General features: G+C 52.4%; 20 protein-coding genes, 2 pseudogenes and 1 riboswitch. Of the genes and pseudogenes, 10 read left to right on the forward strand and 12 right to left on the reverse strand.

Annotated features, from left to right (window positions below):
- Positions 1-44 precede the first annotated feature (44 nt).
- Entirely contained in the window at positions 45-1,244 is a 1,200-nt protein-coding gene (locus tag TCARDRAFT_RS01945; protein WP_007288327.1) for a two-component system sensor histidine kinase NtrB, read from the forward strand.
- Here TCARDRAFT_RS01945 and TCARDRAFT_RS01950 read toward each other — a convergent pair.
- Positions 1,192-3,093 (reverse strand): sigma-54-dependent Fis family transcriptional regulator, encoded by a 1,902-nt coding sequence (locus TCARDRAFT_RS01950; RefSeq protein ID WP_007288326.1) that lies wholly within the window; start codon positions 3,091-3,093, stop codon positions 1,192-1,194. The genes TCARDRAFT_RS01945 and TCARDRAFT_RS01950 overlap by 53 nt on opposite strands.
- Before the next feature lie 178 nt (positions 3,094-3,271).
- Between TCARDRAFT_RS01950 and nrdD the strand changes: the two genes are divergently transcribed.
- Positions 3,272-3,553: an anaerobic ribonucleoside-triphosphate reductase gene (nrdD, locus tag TCARDRAFT_RS01955; protein ID WP_007288328.1), complete on the forward strand. Its 282-nt coding sequence runs from the start codon at positions 3,272-3,274 to the stop codon at positions 3,551-3,553.
- A 47-nt stretch (positions 3,554-3,600) separates the two neighbouring features.
- On the opposite strand, the gene TCARDRAFT_RS01960 is transcribed toward nrdD, so the two are convergent.
- Positions 3,601-4,182, reverse strand: coding sequence for a YqaA family protein (locus TCARDRAFT_RS01960; protein ID WP_007288329.1), 582 nt, complete (start codon positions 4,180-4,182; stop codon positions 3,601-3,603).
- A gap of 179 nt (positions 4,183-4,361) precedes the next feature.
- Positions 4,362-4,496: riboswitch (molybdenum cofactor riboswitch) on the forward strand.
- A gap of 39 nt (positions 4,497-4,535) precedes the next feature.
- Here TCARDRAFT_RS01960 and TCARDRAFT_RS01965 point away from each other — a divergent pair.
- The 5 genes from TCARDRAFT_RS01965 to TCARDRAFT_RS01985 all read left to right on the forward strand — a co-directional run bounded on the left by TCARDRAFT_RS01965 (position 4,536) and on the right by TCARDRAFT_RS01985 (position 11,077).
- Positions 4,536-5,696 carry a molybdate transporter family protein gene (locus TCARDRAFT_RS01965; RefSeq protein WP_007288330.1) on the forward strand — a complete coding sequence of 387 codons (1,161 nt, stop codon included), beginning with the start codon at positions 4,536-4,538 and terminating at the stop codon, positions 5,694-5,696.
- A gap of 173 nt (positions 5,697-5,869) precedes the next feature.
- Positions 5,870-7,513, forward strand: a complete 1,644-nt coding sequence (gene ilvD / locus TCARDRAFT_RS01970) for a dihydroxy-acid dehydratase (RefSeq protein WP_007288331.1) — start codon at positions 5,870-5,872, stop codon at positions 7,511-7,513.
- Between the two features lie 65 nt (positions 7,514-7,578).
- Entirely contained in the window at positions 7,579-8,856 is a 1,278-nt protein-coding gene (locus TCARDRAFT_RS01975) for a nickel pincer cofactor-dependent isomerase, group 22 (protein ID WP_007288332.1), read from the forward strand.
- A gap of 15 nt (positions 8,857-8,871) precedes the next feature.
- On the forward strand, positions 8,872-10,410 hold the full coding sequence (locus TCARDRAFT_RS01980) for a gluconokinase (RefSeq protein WP_007288333.1): 1,539 nt from the start codon (positions 8,872-8,874) through the stop codon (positions 10,408-10,410).
- Positions 10,411-10,420: 10 nt separating this feature from the next.
- Positions 10,421-11,077: a bifunctional 4-hydroxy-2-oxoglutarate aldolase/2-dehydro-3-deoxy-phosphogluconate aldolase gene (locus TCARDRAFT_RS01985; protein ID WP_007288334.1), complete on the forward strand. Its 657-nt coding sequence runs from the start codon at positions 10,421-10,423 to the stop codon at positions 11,075-11,077.
- Positions 11,078-11,520: 443 nt separating this feature from the next.
- Here TCARDRAFT_RS01985 and TCARDRAFT_RS01990 read toward each other — a convergent pair whose 3' ends face one another.
- Both TCARDRAFT_RS01990 and TCARDRAFT_RS01995 read right to left on the reverse strand, forming a co-directional pair.
- Entirely contained in the window at positions 11,521-11,838 is a 318-nt protein-coding gene (locus TCARDRAFT_RS01990) for a hypothetical protein (protein ID WP_040682947.1), read from the reverse strand.
- Positions 11,822-13,618, reverse strand: a complete 1,797-nt coding sequence (locus TCARDRAFT_RS01995; RefSeq protein WP_007288335.1) for a heme NO-binding domain-containing protein — start codon at positions 13,616-13,618, stop codon at positions 11,822-11,824. Before TCARDRAFT_RS01995 ends, TCARDRAFT_RS01990 begins: the two co-directional genes overlap by 17 nt.
- A gap of 253 nt (positions 13,619-13,871) precedes the next feature.
- Here TCARDRAFT_RS01995 and TCARDRAFT_RS02000 point away from each other — a divergent pair, with 253 nt between their 5' ends.
- Together TCARDRAFT_RS02000 and TCARDRAFT_RS02005 are read left to right on the forward strand one after the other, a co-directional pair.
- Complete coding sequence (locus TCARDRAFT_RS02000; RefSeq protein WP_007288336.1) at positions 13,872-14,549, forward strand: NAD(P)/FAD-dependent oxidoreductase; 678 nt, start codon at positions 13,872-13,874, stop codon at positions 14,547-14,549.
- A 105-nt stretch (positions 14,550-14,654) separates the two neighbouring features.
- The gene (locus tag TCARDRAFT_RS02005) at positions 14,655-15,566 is read left to right on the forward strand and encodes a fumarylacetoacetate hydrolase family protein (RefSeq protein ID WP_007288337.1); all 912 of its coding nucleotides are present in this window, start codon (positions 14,655-14,657) and stop codon (positions 15,564-15,566) included.
- A gap of 111 nt (positions 15,567-15,677) precedes the next feature.
- On the opposite strand, the pseudogene TCARDRAFT_RS16140 reads toward TCARDRAFT_RS02005, so the two are convergent.
- From TCARDRAFT_RS16140 to TCARDRAFT_RS02025, 5 genes and pseudogenes are all read right to left on the reverse strand, one after another.
- Positions 15,678-15,824: pseudogene (locus TCARDRAFT_RS16140) on the reverse strand ((2Fe-2S)-binding protein); the annotation flags it as partial.
- Between the two features lie 132 nt (positions 15,825-15,956).
- Entirely contained in the window at positions 15,957-16,367 is a 411-nt protein-coding gene (locus tag TCARDRAFT_RS02010; RefSeq protein WP_007288338.1) for a YkvA family protein, read from the reverse strand.
- Between the two features lie 151 nt (positions 16,368-16,518).
- Complete coding sequence (locus TCARDRAFT_RS02015) at positions 16,519-17,541, reverse strand: Gfo/Idh/MocA family protein (protein ID WP_007288339.1); 1,023 nt, start codon at positions 17,539-17,541, stop codon at positions 16,519-16,521.
- A 218-nt stretch (positions 17,542-17,759) separates the two neighbouring features.
- Entirely contained in the window at positions 17,760-18,959 is a 1,200-nt protein-coding gene (locus TCARDRAFT_RS02020; protein ID WP_007288000.1) for an IS1182 family transposase, read from the reverse strand.
- A gap of 291 nt (positions 18,960-19,250) precedes the next feature.
- Complete coding sequence (locus tag TCARDRAFT_RS02025; protein WP_007288512.1) at positions 19,251-19,571, reverse strand: LysM peptidoglycan-binding domain-containing protein; 321 nt, start codon at positions 19,569-19,571, stop codon at positions 19,251-19,253.
- A 157-nt stretch (positions 19,572-19,728) separates the two neighbouring features.
- On the opposite strand from TCARDRAFT_RS02025, the pseudogene lexA reads away from it, so the two are divergent.
- Positions 19,729-20,348: pseudogene (lexA, locus tag TCARDRAFT_RS02030) on the forward strand (transcriptional repressor LexA).
- 97 nt (positions 20,349-20,445) lie between these two features.
- Here lexA and TCARDRAFT_RS02035 read toward each other — a convergent pair.
- From TCARDRAFT_RS02035 to TCARDRAFT_RS14485, 3 genes are all read right to left on the reverse strand, one after another.
- Positions 20,446-21,822: a VanW family protein gene (locus TCARDRAFT_RS02035; RefSeq protein ID WP_007288342.1), complete on the reverse strand. Its 1,377-nt coding sequence runs from the start codon at positions 21,820-21,822 to the stop codon at positions 20,446-20,448.
- A 74-nt stretch (positions 21,823-21,896) separates the two neighbouring features.
- The gene (locus tag TCARDRAFT_RS02040; RefSeq protein ID WP_007288343.1) at positions 21,897-22,676 is read right to left on the reverse strand and encodes a PRC-barrel domain-containing protein; all 780 of its coding nucleotides are present in this window, start codon (positions 22,674-22,676) and stop codon (positions 21,897-21,899) included.
- 30 nt (positions 22,677-22,706) lie between these two features.
- Positions 22,707-23,555, reverse strand: coding sequence for a tetratricopeptide repeat protein (locus TCARDRAFT_RS14485; RefSeq protein ID WP_050769563.1), 849 nt, complete (start codon positions 23,553-23,555; stop codon positions 22,707-22,709).
- Between the last annotated feature and the right edge of the window lie 13 nt (positions 23,556-23,568).

A 23,568-nucleotide genomic window follows, 5' to 3' on the forward strand; every position in this document is an offset into this window, starting at 1 on the left:
AATAATAAATATGTTAATCAATTTGATAGTTGGCAGGTGGTTTCGTGCGCCCATTAGCTTCGGACTTATTAGCGTTTTGCTTAAATCTCCTCACCAACCCCCCGCCCTTTGTTCAGCCGACAGACCCGCTGAACATCCCCGCCGCCTTGTATGACGCGATCCCTGCGTGCGTCCTGGCTGTTGACAACCGGCTTCGCATCACCATCTTCAACCGGGCCGCGGAAGAGCTCGCCGATCACCCGCGGGAAAACTTTCTTGGCCGGGATGTACGGGAAGTGTTTGCCGATACTATGCCTGAATACCCGTCCTTTTTGGTGCAGGCCATCAAGGATAACCGGCGCTTAGTGGACGAGGAAATCAGCTTTCCCCACAACGGCCGGCGCAGCCGCCTTATGGTCAGCACATCCCCGCTCTACGATAAGGCGGGAACCATTGCCGGTGCGATCAGTGTCGCCTTGGATATCACGCCCATCCGCGAAGTACGGCACCGGATGCACCACTTAGAGACGCTGGCCGCCCTGGGTCAGCTTGCCGCCGGCACAGCCCACGAGATCCGCAACCCTCTCACATCCATTCGCGGGTTTACCCAGCTTATCCAGACCCGGGCGCTCCGACGCAACGATGCGACTACTGCCGATTACTGCCGCCTGATCATGCAGGAAATCGATCATATCAACAATATCCTGACCGATATCCTCTCCCTGGCCCGCCCCACTACCCGTCAGCTGTCCCTCCTCAACATCGTAAAAATCGTGCATGACGTTATCGCCTTTATGTATGGCGAAGCGATCCTCTCCGGCATAACGCTCCGCCCCGAACTGCCGCCAGAAGAGTTATGGGTCCAGGGCCACATCGATAAGCTGAAAGAAGTACTGATTAACATCTGCCGCAACGCGTTCCAGGCCATGGGGCCGGGTGGCGTTCTCACCCTTTCGGTTGCTGCCGACACCGCTACGGTAAAGATCGTGCTCGCCGACACCGGCTGCGGCATGACCAAGGAGGTTATGGACCAAATCTTTACTCCCTTTTTCACCACCAAGGAAACCGGCACCGGGCTGGGCCTAGCCATCTGTCAGCAGATCATGCACGAACATGGCGGCGACATCCAGGTCGAGAGCACGCCCGGTCAGGGTAGCACTTTCACACTCCTTTTGCCCCGCTGCCGGCCCCCTGAGCGCCGGGAAGGCGTCACTATCGTTCCAGGCCGTATTTTTTCAAATAGCGATACAACGTCACCCGGCTGACATCCAGCATGTTGGCAAGACGGCTTATATTGCCGCCGGCGGCCTTCCACGCCTCGATAAACACCTCGCGGTCTTCTTTCCAGGCCTTACTGGGCCCCGTTTCCCCCGGCAGAACGATATCGCCGGGGGTTATTATTTCGCCGGCCGTATGGAAGAAGGCATGCTCCACCACGCCCTGAAGCTGCTTGATATTGCCCGGCCAGTCATACGACATGAGAAGCTCGGCCGCTTCTGCCGAAATTTGTTTGGTCGGCAAATTATGCTGCTGGGCCAATTCATCGATAATATGGGCAGCCAGCAGCGGGATGTCCCCGATGCGGGCCCTAAGCGGCGGAATACGCAGCACCGTTTTCGCCAGCAGCTCATGCAGCTGGGTCAAAAAAACGCCTTTTTCCGTCAGCCGCTTGAGATCGCTGTCGCAGGCCGCGATAACCCGCACGTCAAACGAGCGCAACACGTCCTCGCCAACCCGGGCCGCCTGACCGGCAGTGAGCGCCTGTGCCAGCCGCGCCTGCAAGTGGGTCGGCAGCTTCTCCACCTCGTCGAGAAAAAGGGTACCGCCATTGGCGAGTTCCAGTTTGCCCGGCCGGCTCTCATCGTTACCTGCCCTGGCCCCAAACAATTCGACCTCCAATAGATCTGGCGGCATATCGCCGCACCGCACGGCAATAAGTGGTCCGCCCGCACGGGGGCTGGCCTGGTGAATGCCATGGGCCAGCCGCTGCTTGCCGGTGCCGGGTTCGCCCTGCAACAAGACGTGGCCATGGCCGCGGGCCACCCGGGTGGCCTTTTCTTTAAGGGAGACGACCGCCGGCGCCTCGCCGACAATGCTCGCCAAGCTGTAGCGGGCCGTATACCCGGCCGCATGGGCCACCATGGTGCGCAAATCCTCGATCGGCATGGACACGGCGACCACACTGACTACCTGGCCATCACGCTCGAGCGGCACCACGGTCGTGATATCCTCGTAAGTCTTTTGCGGCGTGATCCAGGTGACTTCCTTGTTATAGGACGGGATACCGAGAAAGCCCTTGTAGAGCGGCGTGTGGCGGTAGTTGAGGACCACATCGCTTAAGTTAGGTGGCTCGCCGGTCTGCCCCTGTGGCGTTATTACCGACAGGCGGCTTTGGCCCAGGCGGTTGGTGTAAGCCACTTCGCCGCCAGGCAGGATATGGTATACGGCCAGCGGCACCGCATCCAAGATGGTCCGTTTGACGGCCAGGCGCCGCTCCAGCCGCAGGTAATTTTCCATGGCGTATTTCATAGTCAGCAGCAAAGACATTACCGCCCCGTAGGGGATCTCCTCTTGCTGCACCGAAACAAGCGTAAGAACATATTCGAGCTCGCCCTCCGGCATGACCGGTGCCGAGCAAGCGTCACCGGTCTGACACTCGGCAATCCACATCTCCGGTCCAAATAAGAGAAAGGGCGTTTGATGCCGGTAAGCGATACTGATGCTTGATGTCCCGATGTCCGCCTCGGTCAGCCGCGCCCCCTCCAGTTCGCCCGGCGTCATTTGGAAGAAGGGCAGGGCGTAACTTTTTAGGGCGTAGCATTCCTGATCCAAGAGTAGCAAGCTCAGGTTGTAGACATTAAAATGCTCCCGGATTTCCCGGAAGAGGCCGTCCAAATACGCGATAGCCACGCGGTGCCGCTCCCGCCGCCTGGCTAGTTCCTGCTTGTCCAGTTTTTTGAGCGGCGGCATGCGGTCAGTAGGCACCCCCGCCGCCCGACTGCGCTGCCACGACTCGGCCACCCAGGGGTGGACGTTAGGGTCTAGTTCTCCTTGTCTAACAAATTTATGGTAATAGGTTTGCAGTTTTTCTTTGCTGCGCCGCTCGCGAATCATTGCCCCTACCTCCTAACATATTTAAATATGCGTAAAAGAGCAAAATTTGTCTGTAAAGATATTATACCCGTTTCTTCTTTTCCCCTGCTCGCCGCAGCGCCACGGAAAAGAGAAATTCATTCTTTACCAATATTAATTCTTGATATATAATAAAAATAAAAAACTGGAGGGACTTACCATGGAAAACCTGGTAATCCATGGCGTGACTGTCACCGCCGACCCGTCGCTGACCACCGCCGAAATCACTGCTTTGGTCGAAGAAGAAATTAAACTCTGGCAGGGTAAAAACAAAATCCTTGGCAGGGTGGAACTTTCCTTAGACGGCGACAGTATCGTGGTGCGGGCCGTAGAAAAATCGCCGATCCGCCGCGTCCGCCGCATTACCGGCTACCTGAGTAGTCTGGAAAACTTCAACGATGCCAAGCGGGCCGAATGTGAGGCACGCGTCACCCATAGCTAGCAAAAACCCTGTAGCATCTTAGTTTTGCTACAGGGTTTTGTCCTATTTTATTCCGTCGGCGGAGTCGGCGCACCTGCTGACCGCAGCCGCCTGATGAGCACGCCCGCAACAATTACGACCGCGCAAATGACAAGGACGGTGTCGTCGGAATACTTTTTTATCAGGTCAATGGCCTGCGGCCCATAGTAGTAAATGAGCACCCCTTCCAGCAGGAAGCGTTTGGCCCGGCCAAAAGCGGAAGCAAGGAGAAAGACGCCAAAACTTATCCGGAAAACGCCGGCGCTGATGCTTACAAATTTATACGGAATGGGCGCCAGCGCCGCCAAAATAATCGCCCAGGGGCCATACGCCTCAGTCCAGCGCCGGATGGCAGCAATGTGCCGCTCTGGTACGATCCGTTTAATCAGCACTGCCCCATACCGGCCGCCGAGAAAATAGCCGATAACGCCGCCGGCTACCGACGCCGCCGTGGCCGCCATGGCGTAAACAATGGCTTTGTCCGGCGCGGCAAGCGCGAGCGGAATAAGCAAAAGGTCAGGGAGGACTGGCGAAATAAACGATTCGGTGAAAGACGCGATAACCAGCCCAATAAGGCCGTACTCTAAGAATAACTGCAGCAGCTGGTCCATACCCTTCCCTCCCTTCGCATGGCATTGACATAACCTAGCCGCCCGAGGCGAATCATTAATATGGTACCGGAAAAAACCGGCCGGTGTCAATGCATCTGCCAACAAGCGGCAAATTTATCACCGTTAAATTTTTCCATAACTCATTGTTTTTGCGTCTTTCCCCGCGCTATAATAATACATATGGAATACGCCTTCGAGCCTGTCCGCCTAAAGGTAGCGTCCCATGGCAGACTGGCCTGGGCCCGACGCCCACGGGGTATAGTTGGAAACGGCTATGCCTTCCCAGTTTGAAAAGGAGGTAGACAAATGATTAGCGTTTGGTTTACTACCCAGGGCAGGAGGAGCCTAAAGTCATGCGGCTAAACCGGTTTGAACTGGCCGGCAGCCTGGCTGACATCGGCGTCCTCCTGCCGCTTGTCGTTGCCCTGGCCGCCACAAGTGGCATTAACCCCTTCATTGCGCTCTTGGCCTGCGGGCTCTTTTATCTCGTGACAGGGCTGTATTACCGCGTGCCCGTTCCCGTGCAGCCCCTGAAAGTGTTCTGCACCGTAGCGCTGGCCGCAAGGCTTGCCCCGGAGATAATCCACGCCGGGGCGCTGCTCATTGGTTTTTTGTTCCTGGCGCTATCCATGCCGACCGTGATGCAGGCTATAAAAAAGCTCTTTCCCCTGCCGGTGATCCGCGGCATCCAGCTGGGCACCGGCCTGCTGCTGGTCGACAGCGGCATTAAGCTGTTCAAAACCCCTCAGGTCATTATCGGCGGACCGGCAGAAACGGTGGCGTTGTTCGGAATGACTTTGCCAGCCAGCCTGCTGTTAGGCATCGTCTTTACCGGCCTCTTGCTTATAGCCATGCCGCACCCCAAATATCCGGCCGCCCTTCTCGTAGTGACCGCCGGCGCCGCATTAGCTATTCTGTTCGGCGCCCGACTGACGCCCGCCAATCCGGCTACCTTTAGTCTGCCGGAACTCCCTGCCACTTCTGCCTTTCTCCAGGCCTTTTGGCTGCTCGTGCTGCCCCAAATTCCGCTCAGCCTTGGCAACGCCATCATTGCCACGGAAAACACGCTCAAAACCTATTTTGCCGGGCAGGCCGACCGGGTTAAAGCCAACCGGCTGGCCTTCGGCATGGGCCTTTTCAACCTGCTGGCCGGCTTGGCCGGCGGTATCCCCTGCTGCCACGGCTGCGGCGGCGTCACCGCCCATTACCGCTTCGGCGCCCGGACGGGCATGGCTACTGTTTTGGCCGGCCTGTTTTACATCTTGCTAGCGGCAGCGGTGTATTACTTTGGCGTCTCGGTCTTCGCATTTTTCCCTTACCCTATATTGGGTGTACTGCTCATTTATGTCGGCATTGAACACGGCCTGCTCATTCAGGACGTCCAGTCCCGTCAGGACCTGGCGGTTGTTATCATTATTGCGGCGGTGACGATGGCGACCCGGGACATGACGGTTGCCTTTCTCACTGGCATCGCCTTTCGGCAGATTATCGTTGTCCGGCGCATTCTGGAATAGCTATAAGCAAGGGACCGAGTCCGCTAACCCAGGACCGGTCCCTTCGCTGTTTATCGCCAGTTTACTGTCGGACAGATGTTGCAGCGCCGGCCGAACAGGTATATAATTGGTATGGAAAATTCTTTTAAATTCGAATTGACAAAAAGAAAATTTACTTAAAAGGAGTAAGTACCTTGGCCAACAGGCTCAGCAGCTTTTCCCCCTATCAGCGAGCGATTGCCAAAGGCCATCTCTGTTCCTGCGGCACGGCTTACGCTGACCTCGATAAGCCCATTATCGCCGTCGTTAATTCGTGGAATGAAATTGTCCCCGGCCACGCCCACTTGCGCGACCTGGCCGCCCACGTCAAACAGGGCATTGCCGATGCCGGCGCCTTGCCGCTGGAATTTAGCACCATCGCCGTCTGCGATGGCATTACCCAAAGCCACAGTGGCATGAAATATGTGCTGCCCAGCCGCGAACTCATCGCCGATTCCATTGAAATCATGGTGCGCGGCCACGGCATCTTTGACGGCATGGTGCTGCTCGGCTCGTGCGATAAAGTAGTCCCGGCCATGCTTATGGCCGCCGCTCGCCTCAACATCCCGGCCATTATGCTCACCGGCGGGCCGATGGTCAACCGGATCAAACCCAAACAATCGAAAGCGGCCCGGCAAAGCTTCATCCGCGGCGAAATCGACGAGAAGGCCCTGGTCGACGTGACCCTGGAGTATTACCCGCATCCCGGCATCTGCCCCTTCCTCGGCACGGCCAACACCATGTGCATTGTCGCCGAAGCGCTGGGTCTGACCCTCCCCGGTTCGGGTACGGCGCCGGCCCTGTCGGCCGAACGCGACCGGCTCGCCTACGCGACCGGCCAGGCGATTGTCGACCTGGTGAACAAGGGCATCACGCCCCGCACCATCATGACCCGGGCGGCGCTGGAAAATGCCCTGACCGTCGTGCTGGCCATCGGCGGCTCGCTCAACACCGTGCTGCACCTGCCGGCCATCGCCCACGAGGCCGGCCTAAGCCTCACCATGGCCGACTTTGACCGCATCAGCAAACGCACGCCGCTCATCACCCGTATTTACCCCAATAGCGACGAATATACCGTTGCCGACCTCCATCCCGTTGGCGGCATTCCCACCCTGATGAAAGAACTTGCCCCCTTGCTTGATTTGTCGGTTCTTACCGTTACCGGCCGTACCCTCGCCGACAATCTTAGTGGCGCCAAAGGCGCGGACGGCCAGGTCATTCGGCCGCTTAGCGTCCCTTACCAGAGCGAAGGCGGCATCACTGTCCTTCAGGGCAACCTTGCCCCCGACGGGGCGGTAGTCAAGAGCTCGGCCGTACCCCGTGAACTGTGGCAATTCCGTGGACCGGCTCGCGTCTTCGAGAGTGAGGAAGAGTGTATGGCCGCGGCTGACGCCGGCACGATCAAAAGCGGCGAAGTCATCATCATCCGCAACGAAGGACCGGTCGGCGGCCCTGGCATGCGCGAAATGCACCGCGCCACCGAAATCCTGAGCAAAGTCGGCAGAGTGGCCATTATTACCGACGGCCGCTTTTCCGGGGCTTCCGGCGGGCTGGCCATCGGCTACCTTTCACCTGAGGCGGCGCTCGGCGGCCCGATCGGTCTAGTAGCGACCGGCGACATCATCGCTATCGACATTGCCGCCCGCACGCTGACCTGGGAGGTCGATGATAAGACGGCCGCCCAGCGCCGCGCCGCCGCCCGGCCCCGCCGGACCCAAACGGACAGCACCTTCCTAAGGCTGTACAGCGCCGCCACTTTGTCAGCCGCCCAGGGCGCAATCCGCAAACGCGACTTTTAGTCGCAAGAGGACAATGGCAACTACTGTCAAATAAATTATTGATTTTATTTTAAGGAGGCCGCGTAATGGATATTATTCAGCAGCTTTTAAAAGATATCCCCCTGCCGCGCATGGCCAAAGTGCGCCAAACCTTTCCCGCCCCGGAAGTCACCGATGTCGCCGGGACCTTGCGCCAGGAACTCGCTAAGCCTGGCATCATGGACCGCGTCAAACCGGGCATGCGTATCGCCGTGGCCGTAGGCAGCCGTGGCGTTGCCGAAATCCCTACCCTGGTGCGCATAACCGTCGAAGAACTGCAACAACGGGGCGCCCACCCCTTTATCGTCCCCGCCATGGGCAGCCATGGCGGCGCTACCGCCGAGGGCCAAAAAGAAGTGCTGGCCAACCTGGGAGTGACGGAGGCAAGCGCCGGCTGCCCGATTTTATCATCAATGGAGGTCGTGGAAATCGGCCGCCTGGAAAACGGCCTGCCGGTTTATGTAGACAAACACGCCTATGGCGCGGACGGTATTGTCGTCATCAACCGCGTCAAGCCCCATACCGCCTTCCGTGGTCCGAACGAAAGCGGTCTAGTGAAAATGATCACTATTGGTCTCGGTAAACAAAAAGGGGCGGAGTCGTGCCATGCTTACAGCTTCAAATATATGGCCGAACACATCGTCGCCATGGCCAGTATCGCCCTCGAACGTCTGCCCATCCTGTTCGGGGTGGCCACGGTGGAGAATGCCTATGACCGGATTGCCAAAATCGTTGCCGTCCCGGCCGAAAACATCATTGAAACCGACCGGGAACTTTTGGTCGAAGCCAAAGCCAATATGCCCCGCATCATGTTTGACCAGATTGATGTGCTGATTGTCGATGAAATTGGCAAAGATATCTCCGGCGACGGCGCCGACCCCAACATCACCGGCCGCTACCCCACACCCTATGCCAGCGGGGGACCGGATGTATCCAAGATGGTCATTCTCGACCTCACCGAACGGACCCACGGTAACGGCAACGGCATGGGCGCCGCTGATTTTACCACCCGCAAACTGGTAAACAAGGTCAACTTCCCCATGACCTACGCCAACGGCCTGACCTCTACCGTCGTCGGCCCTACCCACATGCCCACCGTGCTGGAAAACGACCGCGACGCCATCAAAGCCGCGATCAAGACCTGCAACGCCCGCGACCTGACCAAAGTCCGCATTGTCCGCATCAAGAACACGCTGCACCTTGGCGAAATTTACATTTCCGAAGCTATGCTGGACGAAGCCCGTACCAAGCCGGGCATAACCATCCTGACCGACCCTGCCCCCATGCGGTTTGATGACCAGGGCGAGTTAATCGACAAACTGTAGAAGGAGCCTTAGTCAATGCAAGTCATCATTGGCGTAGATATCGGCACCACCGGCTGTCGCGCCGCTGTGTACCGCGAAGATGGCGTGGCGTTAGCCAACCAATCGCTTGAATATCCGCTCTATACCCCCCAGGCGGCCTGGGCCGAACAGGATCCGGACGAAATTTTCCAGGCCGTCCTGACCGTTACCGCGCGAGCCGTCCAGCAGGCGGCCCTGCCGCCAAAAACCATTGCCGGGCTGTGCTTCAGCTCGGTCTTTCACAGTTTCATCCCCGTCGACAAAGATGGTGCGCCCCTCGGTCGCATGCTTACCTGGGCCGACTCGCGCAGCCAAAGCTATACCGAGGAGCTTAAACGCCACCATGATGCCCAGGCCATTTATGAGCGCACCGGCTGCCCGCTCCACCCGATGTACCCGCTGTCGAAGGTGCTATGGCTGCGCCATGAGCGGCCCGATCTGTTCCGGCGCGCCGCCCGCTTTATCTCCATCAAAGAATACATCCTCTACCGCTTCCTGGGTAAATATGTCGTCGACCGCTCTATCGCCTCTGGCACCGGTCTATACAACATCCATGACCGGTGCTGGGACGGCGAACTGATGGAGCTATTGGGGCTGACCGAGGACCAGCTGTCGCCGGTAGCAGCAACCACTAGCGTGGAAGGGCCGCTGCTCCCGGCCATCGCTGACCGGCTCGGTATCAGTCCCGCTACGCCGGTGGTATTGGGCGCTGGCGACGGAGTACTGTCCAGTGTAGGGTCAGGCGCCGTCTTGCCCGGCCAGCTCACCGCGATGATTGGCACCAGCGGCGCCGTGCGCGTCGTCACCGATAAACCGGCGGTCGATCCGAAAGGTCGCACCTGGTGCTATAACCTTACCGACGAATACTGGGTGCTGGGCGGCGCCATCAATAACGGCGGCATCGCCTTCCGCTGGGCAAGAGACAAGTTTGCCGCCACCGAGCAATTCGTGGCTGAAAAACTGAGCCTAGACCCCTATGAAATTCTCAGCCGTTATGCCGAACAGAAGCCCGCCGGTTCAGATGGTCTTATTATGCTTCCCTTCTTTACTGGCGAACGCGCCCCTTACTGGAACGCCAACGCCCGCGGTGTCTTGTTCGGTCTTAACCTTAATCACGGCAAGCGCCACCTCATCCGGGCAACGCTGGAAGGCATCTGTTACCGCATGTACAGTATTTTCACCGCCCTGGAAGAAGTGGCCGGCCGGGCCGAAGAAATCCGGGTCAGCGGGAGCTTCACCCGCTCCCGGCTGTGGGTGCAGATCATGGCCGACGTCTTCGGCCGGCCGATCAGCGTCCCCGGCGAACCAGAAGGTTCGGCCTTCGGCGCTGCCATCCTCGGCATGACCGCCCTCGGCATTCTCGGCAATATCAAAGAAGTGACCAAATTTATAAATATTAAAGAGCAGTATCTGCCAAATGAACGGCACCACGAGCGCTACCAGCGCCTGTACGCCATCTACGAGCGCATCTACTGGAACCTCCAAAAGGAATTTGAAGAAATCGCCCGTATTCAACGGGAATGGGCAGAAGAATAAGGAGGCTGCTATGACCAAGACCGAAGTTGTCCGCCTTATTGAGGAAACCGGCATTGTCGCCATTGTCCGCGGCACCCGGCCGGAGGAAATTGTCAAAATTGCCGAAGCCCTGTACGCCGGCGGCATCCGGGCCATCGAGGTCACCTGCAACACAGCCGGCTATTTAGGTATGATCGAGGCCCTTGCCGCCGTGATGAAAGGCAAAATGGCTGTCGGTGCCGGCACGGTCATTACCCCCTCGGCCGCCCAGGCCGTAATTGATGCCGGCGCTGAATTTATCCTGGCGCCCAATTTGGATGCCGAAGTTATCAAGGTCGCCAATCAATACGGCAAAATCGCCGTGCCGGGCGTAACCACCCCTACGGAAATGGTGCAAGCCTATAAACTGGGGGCGGAAATTGTCAAACTGTTCCCGGCCGGCGCGCTGGGACCACGCTATCTGAAAGAGGTCTTAGGCCCGCTTAACCACATGAAATTCATGCCGGTCGGCGGCATCAACGCCGAAAACATTCCCGCCTTTTTAAAGGCCGGCGCCTTTGCCTTCGGCATCGGCAGCGAGCTAGTGGACAAACAGGCCATCGCCCAGCAAAACTACCACCTTATTACCGAAAAGGCCCGGCAGTTTATTCAGCTCTTTAAAGAATTGTCAGAGGGACGGTTCTTCTGACAACCCGTCCCTCTGACAATAATGCGCTTGTCTTGTTATCCCCATAGCAGTATGACAATAATTGACACAGCACAATGTATGCAAATTCAAACTATCTTTTCATAAATTATCCCTATGGCAACTGAATTGTTGTGTTATTTGGAAAAATTTGACATTGTCAAGAGAACCGTCCCCGTGGCAATCTCCCCCGTGGCAAGAAAGGCAGCGAGAGCGCTGCCTTTCTTTTTTATCTGGCACATATATGGGGGTCTGCATATTATGTAATAGGATTCGTTTGAAAGGAGGGCATCATGTGGCCAACGAAAAATGGTGGTCCGATGAATGGGAAGACCCGGAAATAGAGGACTGGGAGGACGAGGACATAGAATCGGCGCGACAGGAGGAGCGCCAATGTTTCCCCTTCGGCTGCCGTCCCAGAGTTTGTTTTCCGCGTTGTTTCCCCTTTAGCTGCTTTCCGCGCTTTTGTTTCCCGCGCCAATGTTTCCCGCGCTTTTGTTTCCCACGCCAATGTTTTCCACGCCAATGTTTCCCGCGCTTTTGCTTCCCCCGGCAGTGCTTCCCCTTTGGTTGCTTCCCGCGCCAATGCTTCCCGCGTCAGTGCGCGCCACGCCGCTAAAAAGGCAACGCCCCGCCAGCATCATCATGAGCAGCCTTGCGGCGCCAAAACTTTCACCGGAGCTTCTAATATTGGCGCATATTGGCATACCAAAGCCGCGTACCGGTGTACGCGGCTTGCTTTTGGTTTTATGTCCGATAAACATTCATATCTTCGCTGAAGTGCTGAATAACTGTCTTAAATTCGCGGATTTTGTCCATCATGTCCTGCAGTTTGTCGTTATACACCTGCACGGCGGCGCTCACTTCCTCACTGGCGGCCGAGTTTTCCTCAGAGATGGCGGCCAGCGATTCGATCTTGCCGTAAACCTGGTTGAGACCGGCCATCTCCTCTTCCAGCTTGCCGGCCATTTCAACGATATTCTCCGCCACCCGATGGATATTCTCGACATGGCGGCTATTGCCAGCCACGACCTCGCGCAGTTGGCGGCTTTCCGCATCCAGTACGGCATATTCTTCCTCAATCATCGCCACGACACTGCTGATGATTTCCATCAGCACCTTGAGGTCGCGGGAAATGCTGTCCGAATGATGGTGGGACTGCTCGGCGAGTTTGCGAACTTCCTCCGCCACGACGGCGAAGCCCCGCCCATGCTCGCCGGCCCGGGCGGCTTCGATGGCGGCATTAAGGGCCAGCAGGTTGGTCTGACCGGCGATAGCCGCCACCAGCCCGGTGATTTCGTTGATTTTACTGGCCTGGGCCTGCAGTTTCGCAGCCGAATCCTTCACATCGGCGAAGCGCTCCAGACTGTGAGCCAGTTTGTTGCTTGAAGCTTCCACCTCGGCAAAACCTTTATTAATCTCGCACACTGCCGCCTCCAGCCGCTCTTTGTTGCGGCTTTGTTCATCGACAACACTGCGCAGCGTTTCCAGATTGCCGTTCAGGATAATGACGGCCCCTTCCGTCTCCTGCGCCTGGTTAGTCGCGGCAGCGGCCACGTCGTTGACGACGCCGGAAATTTCCTCCGAGGTGGCGCGCATGCGGTCAGCCAGGCTATTAAAGTTATCTGCGTATTTATTCATCTCGTCGGTAATACCCTTAAACCCGGTAAAGTCCGTCTTGACCTGCTGCTTGTACTTGGCCAGCATTGCTACGATGGTCTCAAACTCATCGGCGGATTTTATGCTGGTTTCCGTAAAATAGCGGTGCTCTTGCAGCCCCTTAATTTCGTCCATTACCGCGCCGAGCGGCCTGAGCAACAGGGCCGCGCCAATACCGGCACCCACGCCGCTCACCAGGGCTGTCCACCAGGGCACGCTAAGGCCGACCAAGTTTAGCCCGGCGACGACCGCCAGGGTTATCGCCATGGCCGCCAGACCGATCTTGCCGGCCATGTGGCGGATTACCCCCAGCGACAGCCACTCATTCAGCCGGTACCGCACGGTATGGGTGATAGGCTGGGGAAACCGGATCTTGATTTTCATGTGTTCGGGTGACGCTTCCAGGATTTCAGTCGTGATGGCTTCGTTAAAATATTCCGCCGCGCCGGCCAATAGACCCTTAAGGTAACCGAACATCCCCCGCTTAGAGCGGTAGCTTAGCACCGCCTCATATTCCGATACGGGGCTGATAAGAAGTTCCGGCGGATTGGCGCCGGGGATTCGTTTGACCATGACGACATGGACATCGTACATGGAGCGCAGGAAAGAATACAGGTTTTCCTGACGGAAAAAGGCCGGATAGGCCTGAGCAAAGGTGCGGATATTGTCCTTGCCGATGGTCAGCCACACCGCTTCTTCCGTCTGACCGGTCTTAGCGGCGATGTAGGCCGCAAATTTTTTCGGCTGTTCGTCTGCTACTTCTTCTGTCGGCAGAAAAATCTTGTCCCGCGGCCAGCCGACATGTTCCATCGCCTCGGCCGCGAGGTCCTCGCCCCACACATTGCGGGCGGTGTTCACCCAGGTACCGACAACAGTCCCTTTCATACTTCGCTTCACTCCGCTTGACAAGTATCCGGATAAAAATGGAATGATTACGTGTACTATATTCGGGGAAATTGTCGGTTTTCCTTTTTCACCGCATGGAAAAATTATTTTTTTGTAATTATTTTCGCCGCACTAGCGCCACAGGCTTTGGCATGCTCCATTACTTAACGGTGCTGGTCGTCCCCCTGTCCATCCACCGAATTATGCGTTATAATTAAATTGTTTTACATAATTCTGACAAGGAGGTCCCCCGATGACGCTTCCCCCGCTGGCCAATATTCCGTTTTTGAATAAAAGAGTCAAATTCCCGGTCACTCCTCATATTCCCGGCGGCCTAACCACACCTGAGCAGCTCCGCCAAATCGCCGCCGTGGCGGAAAAATACGGCGGCCGGCTCAAAATCGTCGGCAATGGTATTACAATTATGGGTCTTAGCCTGGCTGACGGCGAAAAAGCCCTGACCGAACTGGGCTGCAAGCCGGAATCCTTTATCGCCAAGTCGGTGCGAGCCGTCGCCATGTGTCCCGGAAAGCCGGATTGCCCAATGGCCCAGCAAGACAGCACTGCCCTTGGCCTGGCGCTGGACAGCGAATTTTTCGGCCAGGAAGTTCCCGGCAAGGTGCGCATCGGCGTGAGCGGCTGTCCGAACTGCTGTGCCGAAGTTTTCGTCAAAGATATTGGCCTTTTCGGCCTGCCGAAAGGCTTTACGCTGGTAGTGGGGGGCAATGCAGGCCGGCACGCCCAGGTAGGCAAAATCGTCGGCGAAAATATCCCTGCCGAGGAAGTACCGGCCATCGTGCGCGCCATCCTCGCTTATTACCGCCAGCATGGCCGGACCAAGGAGCGCCTTGGCCAAATGATCGACCGCCTGGGCTGGGACGATTTTCTTACCGCCACCATTCCGGCGCCCTACCGCCCCCAAGCACATTAAATCCCTTCTCTCCCCCCTGTACACGCGGTGTAACATAAGTTATAATAAAAATGGCAATATTTACTTTTTTTACCATGAAAAATGGCAAAATCTGGAGGGATGTTGATGCAGTTTGTAACTTATGTGCAAGACGGCAAGCAGCATGTGGGACTCTTTACGCAAGAACAAAGGTTTATTGTCCCGCTTGCCGCCGCTGAAAAGCATTTCCTGGGCAGTGCGGATATTCCGGATGACATGCAGGCCATTATCGAAGCCGGCGATGACGTTGTCGCCAAGATCAAGGCGCTTGCAGAAAAAGCCGCGGCCGATAAAAATTTCCCCCTTGTCGCGGCTGAAGCTGTAACTGTCCTGGCGCCTATTCCCCGGCCGAAAAAGAATATCTTTTGCATCGGCAAAAACTATGTCGAGCATGCGCTGGAATTTGACAAGACCGGTGATGCCAGCACCGCGGTACCCAAGCATCCCGTTGTCTTTACCAAGCCGCCAACCGCCGTTGTCGGCCCGGGCACAGCCGTTAAAAACCACCAGGATGTTACCAGTCAGTTGGACTATGAAGTGGAACTGGCCGTGGTTATCGGCAAAACAGCAAGCAAAGTTTCCAAAGCTGATGCATATGATTATGTTTTCGGCTATACCATCATGAACGACGTGACGGCCCGCGATCTGCAAAAACGCCACATACAATGGTTTTTGGGCAAAGGGCTCGATACATTTGCACCGCTTGGTCCATGCCTTGTGCACAAAAGCGCCATCCCTGATCCCCATAACCTTAATATCTCCTGCAAAATTAACGGGGAAATCAGACAGAACGCGAATACCCGGGACATGGTCTTCGATATCCCCACCTTGATTGAAGTCATCTCCGCAGGCATCACCTTAGAGCCGGGCGACATCATCGCCACCGGCACGCCTTCCGGCGTGGGCGCGGGCTTTAACCCGCCAAAATTCCTGAAATCCGGCGATGTGATGGAACTGGAAATCGAGGGCATCGGCATCCTGAAAAATACGATAGAATAAAAATTAACCCCTTAACTCATGTCAGCCATGAGTTAAGGGGTTTTTGCCGCCAGGCAGCTATTTCCGCATGGTCAGCGCTTTTGCAATCACCGATTGCACGACCGAACCACATCAGACGCCGGCCGGATTTTTGATGTGACATTCTGCCCCGGTATTGGCCCCGGTATGTCTTTGGATATCCTCAAGACTGGAGCAGCATTTCCTCACCGCTACATGCTCGATGATTTCTTCTTCGGTGACGTTTTTGCAGTAACATACGATAGTTGACTTTTTTATAAAAATCACCTCTTTTCATTATTTTTCTATATTCTTTGCCGCACTACTGAATAACACCTCCACCCCGTCCGGCCTACGGCTTAGCCGTAGGAACAGGCGCATTCCGGCACACTACTATTTTAGCCACGCGTACACGGCATAAACAATAGCCAACCAAAGAAAAACGATGACAACCGCCGCAGCCCAAATCTTAGGCTTCAGCGCTGGCGGATTATTGCGGGCTTCTTCGCGGCAGGCAGTTAGTACGTCTATCGGTATCAACTTTATTGCCAGGGCTATGCCCAGCGGCAGAAGAATTACGTCATCCAAATACCCAAGCACCGGCACGAAATCTGGGACTAAGTCTATGGGACTCAAAGCGTAACCGACAACGATGGCGGTAACCACCTTGGCGTAAAGCGGGGTCGCGGGGTGCTTGAGCGCAAAATAAAGGGCGATGACGTCACCTTTAAGCTTGCGCGCCCACTCTTTAAGCCGTTGGTTTAGGGTAAGCGCTTGTTCCGGTCTTTTCTCTTGTTCGGACATCGACCACAGCCTCCTAAACCCTTTTACTGCCATTGTCGCACAAAATACGGCCGGGTTCAATAGGCGGCGGAGTCAGGTTTGCCTTATTACAAAAGCAGGTGCGACCAATTATAACTCCTAAAACAGGGAGAAAATGCTTTGGCAATAAGGCCTAGGCCAGCTGGATTTTTTGCCCTTTCCGCGACGATTCGTAAATACCTAGCACGATTTCCAATGATTTGAGCCCTTCTTCGCCGGTAACCAAAGGATCCTTCCCCTGCTCAACGGCTCGGAGAATGTCCAGCATTTGCGCCTTGTGGTTTACGCTCGAAATAGCCGGCGAATTCGTCGCGCCGTACGAAATTGGCTGAGTATCAATATAATCTTCTTCTCTGCAGCCTTCCACCTTCCACTCTTTGACTATACCACCTTCTAATATAAAAGAGCCTTTAGTTCCATGGATTTCGATCCTTTCTTTGTAGCCGGGTGTAATGGCCGTTGAGCCTTCAATGACGCCAAGCGCACCGTTATGATACTCCACTGCGGCAACGCCTAAATCTTCCGTTTCTATTTTATGGATGGATGTCTTAATCATTCCGGAAACGGATTTTACACCGCCCATAAACCATTGGAGAAGGTCGATCGTGTGAATTGCCTGGTTGATAAGCGCTCCGCCACCCTCAATATTCCAAGTGCCCCGCCAAGCGCCATTGGCATAATATTCGGGCGAACGGTACCACTTAACGTATGCATCTCCCAGGATTAGCCTGCCGAGCAGCCCGGCGTCAAGGGCGGCTTTAACCCGCTGCGCGGCGGGGGTAAACCGGTTTTGAAAAATTACCGACAGAACAAGATTTTTCGCACGGTACACTTCAATAAGCCGTCGCGCTTTTGCCGCGTCGATATCCATCGGCTTTTCCACTATCAGATGTTTTCCCGCCGCTGCTGCCTGCAAACCGAAGTCGACATGAAGGCCTGGCGGGAGGCACAGGCTAATAATATCGGTCTTCGCGTCAGCCAGAACATCTTCATACGATTTAAAAGCCTTTATCCCGTGTTTGGCGGCAAATTTAGCAGTTGCCTCCGCATTTCGGCTCCAAACTCCGGTAATCCTCGCCCCGGGTATTTCTTGAAGGGCTGTGACATGAATATTGGCGATCATACCAGCCCCGATAATTGCCACTCCCAACGCCATTTTGTTTTCTCCGCTCCTTTAAACAATTGAGAGTTTTGCATAATTCAATCGCAAGTTATCCACAAAGAGATGTCTTTAAGCAATTTTGATGTCAAATTCAAGAGCTATTAGTGTAATTAGCCAATTTTTAACAAAAATGCTCTAATATTAGCCTAAAAAAGGGTAGACCTATCCCTATGGCGGGCTAATTCTGTAAAAAGTAAGATGAAAAACAATAATTAGGCTGCTTTTTGCTGATGTATCTGGCGATTAACCGCTATTGTTCCTGCCAGTAAAGCAATGCAGCAAAGCATTAGATGTGCTGTAACCTTTTTAATTCCCTGTACACGAACTGTGTTTGCTCCAAGCTGCTCCTTCAATCGGGAAAATGCTCGTTCTACCGATGTTCGCTCCGCATAAAGTTTTTCCCATTCCCGTGTGCCACGATGAGGAGTACAGAAGCTGCGCGGATCATCTTCAACTTTTTTCTTTATAACCAGGCCATAGTTAGACGGTGAACACCATGCACTCCCGTTAGGACAATTAACTTTGCCACATACATGGGGACACCGAAACTTTAATATTCCTTTTTCTCTTTCACACCCCCAGTAAACCATCGGATAACCCATGGAGCATGTTGGAGTACGATTTTCGTCCATTCCTTCGGGCGGTAATTTTTCTTTCCGGCGATTGAGAGGGATAATGGCTTGTGCTTGGCGCTCATATGCGGCTTGATAAACATCTTTGGCATCATAGCCCATATCCATGCAGTAGTACTTTGGCTGGTGCTTGATTTCATCCATTAAAGGGATAGCCTGTGTGACATCGTTCCGATTGGCAGGAGTGACTTTGACCGCTATAGGTAATTCGCTTTTGGTGTCAACTGCCAGGTGTAGTTTATAGCCAAACCATACATGTTGATTACCATGGGTATCTAGCTTAGCACCCCAGGTAGCACTGTCGCCATTGCTATTTAGCTCCTTTTTAGGAACAGGTTTTTCATAAGAGTCGATGGCGCTGGCATCGATTGCAACAACTTCACCAGATATGACCTTGTCTTGAATGGCGGTATCTACCAAAGCAGAGAATAGCACTTGTAGGCTATCTGTCTCAGCTATCTTTTGAAAGAAACGACTAAATGTAGCTAATGATGGTACAGGCTGCTCTAGTGAAAAGCCGCATTCGTAGCGAAAAACCAAGTCAGTTTTTAAGCGCTCGACCAGTAATGTGACGGTAGGAATGGAACATAACCTCATTGCAAGAAAGGCTTTTATTAATGCGGCTGAACTATATCCTTTAGGGCCGCGGATAGATTTTATTGGTAAAGTCTTTAACAAGGGGTGAAGATCAATACTTTCAAAAACCATCGCCAGACGAGTTTTGGGTTGATATTGCATAAGAGTATCGAAGGAAAATAAGGGTTTTTGCCGAATATACATAGTGACTTCAACCTCCATTTGCTGGATTTGGATTGTTTTGTCACTTGATAAATTCGGCAATTCTGGGGGTGAAGTCCTTTTTATTGTCTTCAGAACCCTTGATTTATCTGGGCTGCAAAATATGAAAATCTCTCATCTAAATGTAATATGTATCAAAAGAGGAAAAAGTATACATTGCCTCATTGACTAGATTTAAGCCGGTTTATCGTTTTGTTCTACTTTTTCATATTACTTAACATAATAGATATTATCGGACGTAAAAAATCACAAAAAAAAATAGGCATTAAGTGCCTATTTTTTGACGACAATGCCTATCTCGAGATTTTTTGTTTTGAGTGGAATTTTAAGTTGTTGACCTGGATGAATTACCACGCCATTATCTAAATTATTTGTATGCTTAATTGCTATGATTAAGTCGCGAATATCATCTTGGTCAGTTACATAATTTGATGCAATCGACCATAAAGTATCACCATTATTAACGGTAATAATCTGATAAGAACTAGACAGCAAAAATGCATTTGTGTGTGCAAATGCACCGCTTAGACCATACCAGGAGATAATTACTACGAACATGGTAAATAAAAATAATTTTAAATAAAACTTTAACATACAACTGCCCCCTAAACATATGTTCGCCTAGAGACATTTTACCATAGTACATATGTTTGGTCAATAAGCTTATACATTTTTCGAACCCATGTTTGCAATAGCGGGAAAATATTGTTATAATGAAAGCAAATAGGAGTTTACAGGGGTTGAATAAAAAGTGACTAAGGAATTTTTATTAAGTACTCGGCAAAAGCAGATTTTAGCCTACATAAAAGAAACGTTACGCATAAAAGGGTACCCTCCATCAGTTCGCGAAATTGGTGAAGCGGTTGGCTTGAGTTCAAGTTCTACCGTACACAGCCACCTCTCTAAATTGGAAGAACTAGGCTTTATCCGGCGCGACCCGACCAAACCCAGAGCTATAGAAGTGCTTGATGAAGCGCCATGGCGTCAAAAAGCCCTAACCCCTGTTCCTATGGTTGGACGGGTTACGGCGGGCCAACCTATTTTAGCGGTGGAAAATATTGAAGAAGTCTATCCTCTGCCAACAGAGTTTGTCGGTAACGATGATAATGTTTTTATGTTGGCTGTTAGAGGCGATAGTATGATTACGCCGGTATCCTTGACGGCGATCTTGTGATTGTGCGTGAACAAAATACGGCCAGAAACGGGGACATAGTCGTTGCTTTACTTGATGGCGAAGAAGCCACGGTAAAACGGTTCTATAAGGAAAGAGACTATATTCGCTTGCAACCTGAAAACAATTATATGGAACCGATTTACTCCCAAAATGTGACTATATTAGGAAAAGTAGTTGGGTTGTATCGTCGTTTATAGTTAAATTTTAAAGTGAGCATAGGAAAAAAAGGGATGAGTATGTTTTACTCATCCCTTTTTACTGCTCGGTAAATAAAATAGAATATACAGGTCTTAATCACTTGCTAGGTTCTTTTGGCGAGGTTTTAGTACCGACGCGGATTAACCGGTCAACAGGGTTATATTCATCACTGGCGAGAAATTCACGGGCAATTTCCTGACCGTTCCTTAGCTTAATTCGGTAAGTTGTAACTTGGTATCCCTTTTGTCCTTCGGACTCAATAACTTCCTTACCCATTTCTAGTGTAGGATCTTGTTTGATTACGGTTTTTGGCTCAAGTATTTGCTTGTCTGCAGTAATAATGCGAATTTCCGGGCTATTAGGCATCCGTTTGCCGAAGATGTAAACAGTAAGTTGATTGCCCGTTACCTCAGTCGTGAGATAAATGTTATTGGCAGTGGTATTCCTAAATTTAAAATCCAGTTGATTGTCAGCTACAGTAGCATCTTGCCCGAGAGGAACATAGCCAGGGGGGCGAAAATGGGCGGTTCGCTCTTCAATCCCTAAGTCGGCCAACAGTACGGCGTTATACAAAGTACTGCTTACTTGGCACACTCCTCCTCCCCAGTCAGTGCTTAACCTACCATCGACAAAAACAGGCGCTTCACGGTAACCATTCTCCGCCAGCCGCGGTCCCACATGAGCATTAAAGGAAAATACCTGACCAGGCCGTACCAGAACGCCATTAATGCTTTTCGCCGCTAACTGGATATTCTGAGTTCGATTTTCGTCTCGTGGGTCAAATTGGGTGGTATAGGCGGCAATAATGCCATCAATAGCAACAAGGTCTTGTGCGAGGATAGGCGGGACTACTTTTTCTACCGCGAGCTCGCTCCTAACCGGCAGGGAACGATTCATTTTACTTACGATATCAGCGACGGTTTGCGCGACGTTTACCTTTAAGCCAATGATTTCAGGGGTAATAGTCACTCCGCCTTTGTGTTGTGCGAGAGATGCATTCTGAGCATCCCGATTCACTTCTTTGGCAATTTTGGTAACGACTGCTTGTAATTTTTCGTGATTATAGCTTATTTCTAGAGGTAACGTATAACTATGATAAATGGCAAGATAGCGTTCTCGCAGTCGTTGAAGTATCCCCCCTCTGCGGCCAACTTGGTAAGCTTTCCTGGCAAGCGAAGCTGTGTCTATCGAAAAATCTATTTGGCTAGCCGTAATTTCCCACTTATTATTTTCATAAACCAATTCTATCAGAGGATGCTTTAGACGTTCTCCAAAGTGCGTACGTAACCGTCTCTCCGCTTCCTGGATAGTCAGTCCCCCGACAGGTACACCTTCAACCGTTACACCGTGGTAAATATTCTGCGTAACCATGAAAGCGGCATTGGTGGCACCAAAGCTTATTGCTGTAAATAAAAATATAATTAGCAAGAATAACATCAAATTGTTTTTTCTCTTTATTGCTACAGGTTCCACGGCCTAACACCTTTCGCTATTTAAGGTCTTATAGAGAATATAAAGCCCCCGCAAAAAGCGGGGACTTGCGGTTCTCACTGTACGCTCATGGATAGTTCAACGAATTTGCCGGCTAGTTTGGCCTTTTGTAAAACTTCTTCGGTAATCTCTCCACCCTGATCGACGATAATCATGCCGTTATCGGTTTCAATGCGGCGACTGGCCTTCTTTCCAAGTAGAAACTTGCGGTGTTTTTCGTCAAATTTCCTTGTAGGATCGTCGTCTGTTTCTTTTCCAGACTGTACCGCTACCGCTGAAGTCGGTGTAGTTTGTACGGCTAACCGTTCATTCACAACAGGAATATCGTGTTTTTCCATTGTTTTTGCCATTGCTGCGGCAATGTGCGTCGGTTGATCTTCATCAGTAATAATTAAAACGCTTTTACCAAAAGTGACGATACGTTGAGCCGGTACATTGGAAATTGCCCCATTATTTTCCGAAATTTCGCAGGCAGCAATTTTTCCGGTGTCGTCGATGACAATCTCGCTAACCGTACCTTGAATGCGGCCAGTTTTGGTCAGAACCTTCGTACCGATCACTTTCACATTTTCAATTAGTAATTGCTCTAACTCAGGCGACTTAACTACCGATAGAATATATTCACTACTGTCAACAGTTATAGCATATTCACCAAGACCCGTAATGGCCCCGAACGGTAGTAATTTTGCGCCAAGATACCATTTTCCATCGTCGACAATAAGTGCGGCAACCGCCCCGCCACTGGCGTCGACAACCAAATCCTTGACGGTGCCTAACTCTTTACCTTCCAAAATACTTATTACAGGTAAACCAAGAATTTCTGCGCTTTTTTTCATTGAAAGACCTCCTGTCCAATTCAGATTATATTAAGCCAACTTTCGCCATTCACGAAACTCAGCGTCAATTTCAGCTAATACCGCTGCAGGAATTTCTCCATACGGGATAAATCCCAAACGGCGCTGTAACAAAACATTGCGAACAATTCGCAGGTATGCAATGGTATTGATAAAATCCTGCTGAACAGTGCTGTTAGACCTTAGCGCCGGTAAATTACGTCCCTCGACAAACACCTTAATCGCTTCGTCATACTGCCCTTTATTTTTTAAGATGCTCCCAATCTCTACGACTATAAAGGGGCTAATCTCATTATCGGGATAAAGATTTAAAGCCTGTTGGAAATATTTCAGAGCTAAACTAAGATTACCTGCTTCTTTCTGCTGAAAAGCATAATCCAGTAAATCATCTAGTGCATCCGACAGAGGACGGTCACCTAAATCGGACTGTACGGAAGCAGAAGACACAGCAACCTCTTGACCGTTCAAATTTGCTTGGATAAAAGTATCTTGCTCTTGCGGCGTCAGGGCATTCTTGTTTGGTAGCGGGCCTTCCGTGATTTCTACAGTAGCTACCTTTTCGTCCGTCAAGCCTTTTTCCACAGGTATTTCTGCAACAGGTGAGGATTGGTCATGATTATCGTAATAAGCAATAAAATAAGCAAACAAAACGGCGAACAGCGCCAAAATTATTAGTGTACCTAGCAATCCCGTAACACCTGCAACAATGCGCGGCAATACCAAACTAATGAATAAAGCGCAGGCAGCACAAAGAATGAGTGATTTCTTTCGCAGAGGAATGTTAAATATACGATTGGCAATTTTATAAACCAGAAACGTTGTCACAAGTATTGTAAGAACGCTAATTAATATGTATTCCACAAAATCCCACCAG

The sequence above is a fragment of the Thermosinus carboxydivorans Nor1 genome (assembly GCF_000169155.1).
Classification (GTDB): domain Bacteria; phylum Bacillota; class Negativicutes; order Sporomusales; family Thermosinaceae; genus Thermosinus; species Thermosinus carboxydivorans.

Coding starts and splice junctions, on each gene's coding strand:
- TCARDRAFT_RS01985 (WP_007288334.1), top strand. CDS start 10,421: ATGACCAAGACCGAAGTTGTCCGCCTTATTGAGGAAACCGGCATTGTC.
- TCARDRAFT_RS02015 (WP_007288339.1), bottom strand. CDS start 17,541: ATGGCGTTGGGAGTGGCAATTATCGGGGCTGGTATGATCGCCAATATT.
- TCARDRAFT_RS01960 (WP_007288329.1), bottom strand. CDS start 4,182: ATGGACCAGCTGCTGCAGTTATTCTTAGAGTACGGCCTTATTGGGCTG.
- TCARDRAFT_RS02025 (WP_007288512.1), bottom strand. CDS start 19,571: ATGTTAAAGTTTTATTTAAAATTATTTTTATTTACCATGTTCGTAGTA.
- TCARDRAFT_RS01990 (WP_040682947.1), bottom strand. CDS start 11,838: ATGTTTATCGGACATAAAACCAAAAGCAAGCCGCGTACACCGGTACGC.
- TCARDRAFT_RS02040 (WP_007288343.1), bottom strand. CDS start 22,676: ATGAAAAAAAGCGCAGAAATTCTTGGTTTACCTGTAATAAGTATTTTG.
- TCARDRAFT_RS01950 (WP_007288326.1), bottom strand. CDS start 3,093: ATGATTCGCGAGCGGCGCAGCAAAGAAAAACTGCAAACCTATTACCAT.
- TCARDRAFT_RS01975 (WP_007288332.1), top strand. CDS start 7,579: ATGGATATTATTCAGCAGCTTTTAAAAGATATCCCCCTGCCGCGCATG.
- TCARDRAFT_RS01965 (WP_007288330.1), top strand. CDS start 4,536: ATGCGGCTAAACCGGTTTGAACTGGCCGGCAGCCTGGCTGACATCGGC.
- TCARDRAFT_RS01980 (WP_007288333.1), top strand. CDS start 8,872: ATGCAAGTCATCATTGGCGTAGATATCGGCACCACCGGCTGTCGCGCC.
- nrdD (WP_007288328.1), top strand. CDS start 3,272: ATGGAAAACCTGGTAATCCATGGCGTGACTGTCACCGCCGACCCGTCG.
- TCARDRAFT_RS01995 (WP_007288335.1), bottom strand. CDS start 13,618: ATGAAAGGGACTGTTGTCGGTACCTGGGTGAACACCGCCCGCAATGTG.
- TCARDRAFT_RS02005 (WP_007288337.1), top strand. CDS start 14,655: ATGCAGTTTGTAACTTATGTGCAAGACGGCAAGCAGCATGTGGGACTC.
- TCARDRAFT_RS02010 (WP_007288338.1), bottom strand. CDS start 16,367: ATGTCCGAACAAGAGAAAAGACCGGAACAAGCGCTTACCCTAAACCAA.
- TCARDRAFT_RS02020 (WP_007288000.1), bottom strand. CDS start 18,959: ATGTATATTCGGCAAAAACCCTTATTTTCCTTCGATACTCTTATGCAA.
- TCARDRAFT_RS02000 (WP_007288336.1), top strand. CDS start 13,872: ATGACGCTTCCCCCGCTGGCCAATATTCCGTTTTTGAATAAAAGAGTC.